Here is a 4,551-nt window from a genome sequence, read left to right on the forward strand (position 1 = left end):
AAAAAAAATGAATCCATTATTTATTATCAGAAATGAGTAAGAGAAAATTCAAAAGCAGAGTGAGAAGTAATTAAATATTAATCTTTGAATTAATGTTTGTTTCATAGTTCAGAGGTTCATCTGAGCTATTTTTTATAACGGTTTTGTATAAAAAGAGTTGCGTTTTTGCGTGCGAGGATTTTCCGTAGGAAAATCAGATGTAGCAAAAGTGCAACGACTTTTAAAATTAGTTCTAAATATAGCAATTTTTTTTATGCGTTGTTGGCAACTGCCTTTTTCAATAGAAGCTGTCAATATTTAATTCTGTTTTTAATTTTTTAATTTTTTTGTCCGTTAAGTCAGCATCGAACATTATTGTTTTAACCTCATATTTTCCCATTTTTTCTCGGATGAAAACTCCTAAAAGGTATAGTTCTCTCCAAATCGGTTTTAAATCAGTTATTTGGTTTTTATTTTCAATTAAAAACTTGAAGGATTTCTGTTTATTATTTTTTGTTTTTAATATAATTTCTGCTAATCCGTTGTGAATTATATCTCTAGCTGCATATTGTTTACCTTGAACATAATTGTAATGAAGATAAATAGATTCTATGTCAGTAAATCTTATTTTCTCATTTAGAGTTGAATTGTCAATTATTAGCGCATTATCACTAAATTCTAAAAGTCCAATAACATCCTCTTTTCTTGTCCAATCTGAAAATAATTTTCTGATTTGAGATCTCACAAAAAAGATGTAAACGAAAATTCCAAGGACAGTTAAATAAACTGGAAACTCAAATTCTTTAGTCAAATAAACTGTTACTGTTGCAACAAGGATAGAAGAAATGACAGTTACTTCAAATCCATCTTTTCCGAAATGTTTTTATCAGCTCTTATTTGTTTGAAGGTTGATTTCATTAGGTTGTTGCCAACGAGTTTGTGTATGGAAAGTTGCGTTTTTGTTAGCGAGGAATTTCCGAAGGAAATTCAGAAGTAACAAAAGTGCAACTGACTTTATTTTAGCACTAATGTAGCAATTTTTTATACACGATGTTACCAAATGCAACGAAAGAGTAGAGTGGAAACAATGAGTAAAAATTTCCGAATATTAATTTTTTAAAATTTTCAACAGATTATTTCGGAATTATCTAACTTAAAATTCAAAAAAAATCGCGAAAAAAAACCAGGGTTTTTTTCGTTGTAAAGATTTTCCATTTGAGTGATTAAATCCGCAATCTAACTAAATTCCGAAAGAGTAAGATTCCGAGTTCAAGTAAGCATAAATTCAGAGTTTAAGTAATCAGAAAATCCAATTAAAATTATTCAGAGTTGAGTGAGAAAAAACTCGAAATATTCAATGTTTAGTTTTCCGTTAAATATGGAATTCGATTTTCCGAGTTGTTTTTGGTAACGTGTTTGTATATGGTTTGTTGCGTGATTAAGTTACTAAGTTAGTAAATAAAAACCGAATAGAAAGTCCGCGAGGACTTTCGTAAGCGGACTAGAACCTAGCAATAAAATATATGCATTGTTATATGCTGGCTTTATTTTTTTCGTTTGTTAATCTTTTTAGTCAGACTTTTTATTTCTGAATCTTGGTTATTATAAATTTTATCTAAAACATATTCCAATATTTTGTAGGCATCAATTATTTGTTCCGCTGAAACATTTCCAATTCCATGACTACTTGAATTTCCAATCCATTTTATTGCTAGCAGGTTTGATGCTAAAGATGGATTTTTTTGTTTAAAAAGTTCTATTCTCTTGTGTAGGGTAAGCTTTATTCTTTTGCCTGGTTTTGTAATGGTCTTTCGAACCTTTAAATCAGTCAATAATATCTCGATTGAAGCTCTAATTTTATTTCCGCATGCACTTTTGTCAATCCAATAAAGCTTGAAAGACTCTTTTAATTTATACCTAACCTCATTAGATGCCTTTTCAGGAATATTAATTAATTCTAACGCTGGCTCGGTCAATTGAATGTTATAAAGAGTTTTATACATTTCGTGCGGTGGAATTTCAAAACCTTGTTCATGGTCATAGCCACCTGAATGCCAACCATTACTAACTAATGAAGTCTTACCAACTATAATACATGTTTCCTCACATTCAGGATTTGTGCATTTTGTAGGTAAAGTGAATTTCCCGCTATAATATGTTGGTTCTAATTCGAGTAGTTTGGCTTGTTTGGAAATTCCATCTTCCAATTCTACAATGTTTTTTCTGTCGAAATTTAAAATTCCTTTTCCGCAAGTTGGACAATCAAATTTTGGAATTGTTTCAAGACATTCAGATTTAAGGTTTTCAACGTTCATTCGGAAGTTCGATTTTCAGCTTGCATATAACGTGTTTGTATATGGAAAGTTGCGGGTTTGCGTGCGAGGAATTTCCGAAGGAAATTCAGACGTAGCAAACGTGCAACGACCTTTCTTTTAGCACAACACCAGCAATTTTTTATATACGGTGTTATGCACTGGTTTTTTATTTTTCTAAATTCCACCAGAAGTACAAAATGTTCTCCTCGTTTTGGTCAGAAATGGCAAAATCTCCATTTCCTTTTGGAATTCCGTTTATTGCGTTTTGTAATTCAGTCAGTTTTTCTTTTCCGAACTGAATTTCAATTCCGTTACCCAACTCTTTAATCAGCCAATGATTTTCCGATTCAGATGTTTTGCAATTCAGAGTCAGATTCGGTTTAGATTTCCATTTAGCAGTTCCGTTTTGATTATTCGGCACGTTCAGTTGCGCTTGAGTTGGCAATTCAGTCGTAATTTTCTTTTTCGTTGACCATTTGCAATCAGACATTAAATTCAATAATTCCGAAAGACTTTCGCTCGCTTTTAAATCAACCGTAAAGTTCCAACCGGGATAATTTCGGTTATTGTCTTTATAAGTCCAAGCATAGACTTTTCCGCTTACTTTATGTTTCTCAATTTGCGCTTTCATTCGGGTTTGGTCAACTTGTGCATAACGGTTTTGTGTATGGCTAGTTGCGTTGGCAAGAACTAAGTTAGCAAAATAAACCGAACCATTAGGAAAATCCGCAGGATTTTCCGAGTACACACAAACTGAGCAATTGGTTATACACGTTGTTGGCAATTGGCTTTACCTTAACTTTTCAGAATAATTTTTATTTACGACTCTATCTCTCATTTTTGCTTTGTCATTAAAATTTCTTGAGATATTTCTGACTATATCACTAAAATTATCATTATCCTCTGACTTTTCATGGAAAAAGAGCTTAATTGAGGCGCAATTTTCATGTTCAAAAATTGTGTTTAACAAAGTTCTATCTGAAATCCCACAAGAATGACCAAAAATAAATACTTGAAAATTACCACTATTTATATATTCTAATAGCTTTTTATAATTTTCTGATTCTAGATAATTTATAGATTTAATGTTTTCTAAGTAATCATTATTATTTAATTTCTCTAATGATTTATATTCCTCATCTAACTCATCTCCAAATCCAAATATAATTGGGTTATTATCTTTACTATCTATAGTTCCGTGAATGTGAATTGATTTAACCACAGAATATTTTTTATCATTATAGGTGTCAAATTCTTTTGGATTATTATAAATGTCGTCAGTAAAAGTGTAATTAAAATTCAGGAATACTGTTTGATCAGGAATTAAATCAAATAAGTCCCTAGCATATTTAGACTGTAAAAGTTTTCTGATTTCGATAAAAGGATTTGTAATATCAATTCTTTGAATTATTTTTCTTTTGTTTTCCTCCACTTCATTAATTGAAATTTTATTCTCTAGAATACCTTCTATATCTTTTTTAAGAAGGTTATACTCAATCTCTGCTCTTTGATTTATGGAAGCTTCTGAAAAATCATTAAGGTCAAAAGGATGATATATTTTATAACCAATAATATTTTTTATGCTTTGTAAATTTGAATCAAAATTTGATTTAAATTCTCCTTGAATTTTATTGAGATAATCAACTAACCTATCTTGTACTTTTTTAAAATCTGAGTTCAGTGCTTTTATATTTGAACCATAGACTGATGGTCGGCTTTTATTTGTTGTGTTTTTTAGTATTGTATAATATTCATTTTCAATATCCACCCAATTTTCAATATATGACTTTTTTGAAATGATTTGAAAAAATTTGTTTTTAAAAGTAATTTGGGTGTCGTCTTTTTTTAAGTCGCTAATAAGTTCGGAAAAGTTTTTTGCTGTTATTGGTATGATAGTTCGTTGACCAACCGCAAGCTCTTGGTTTTGATATTTTTCGCGATATGTTAATTCTTTTATTTCTTTGATGCAATTCTTCCAATAATCATCAATAAAATGTCTATAACTGGTGTTCATTCCATGTGCTAAGTCAAAACCATTTCCAATTAATATAATTCTATTCATTTTTACTTGTTGTATTAAGTTCTCTAATTTGGAGAGTCATTTTTAGCTTGTTGCCAACGGTCTTGTGTATGCTTTGTTGCGTGTTTAAGCAACTAAGTTAGCAAATAAAAACCGAATAGAAAATCCGCGAGGATTTTCGTAAGTAGGCGAGAACTAGCAATAAAATATACACGTTGTTAGCATTACGTATGGTTT

4 protein-coding genes are annotated in these 4,551 nt (G+C 30.4%); all 4 read right to left on the reverse strand.

The window, feature by feature from the left end; genetic code table 11:
* Positions 1-277: 277 nt before the first annotated feature.
* The 4 genes from ACVC3Y_RS00375 to ACVC3Y_RS00390 all read right to left on the reverse strand — a co-directional run bounded on the left by ACVC3Y_RS00375 (position 278) and on the right by ACVC3Y_RS00390 (position 4,356).
* A complete protein-coding gene (locus ACVC3Y_RS00375) occupies positions 278-790 on the reverse strand; it encodes a hypothetical protein (RefSeq protein WP_452225759.1) in 513 nt (170 codons plus the stop codon).
* A gap of 733 nt (positions 791-1,523) precedes the next feature.
* Positions 1,524-2,294 carry a DUF4145 domain-containing protein gene (locus ACVC3Y_RS00380; protein WP_452225760.1) on the reverse strand — a complete coding sequence of 257 codons (771 nt, stop codon included), beginning with the start codon at positions 2,292-2,294 and terminating at the stop codon, positions 1,524-1,526.
* Between the two features lie 166 nt (positions 2,295-2,460).
* Complete coding sequence (locus ACVC3Y_RS00385; RefSeq protein WP_452225761.1) at positions 2,461-3,078, reverse strand: hypothetical protein; 618 nt, start codon at positions 3,076-3,078, stop codon at positions 2,461-2,463.
* A 6-nt stretch (positions 3,079-3,084) separates the two neighbouring features.
* Positions 3,085-4,356 (reverse strand): AbiH family protein, encoded by a 1,272-nt coding sequence (locus tag ACVC3Y_RS00390; protein ID WP_452225762.1) that lies wholly within the window; start codon positions 4,354-4,356, stop codon positions 3,085-3,087.
* Between the last annotated feature and the right edge of the window lie 195 nt (positions 4,357-4,551).

This window comes from Lacinutrix cladophorae, from assembly GCF_053604645.1.

Excerpts from the sequence above, each read along its gene's own strand:
- ACVC3Y_RS00380 (WP_452225760.1), bottom strand. The coding sequence starts at position 2,294 with ATGAACGTTGAAAACCTTAAATCTGAATGTCTTGAAACAATTCCAAAA.
- ACVC3Y_RS00390 (WP_452225762.1), bottom strand. The coding sequence starts at position 4,356 with ATGAATAGAATTATATTAATTGGAAATGGTTTTGACTTAGCACATGGA.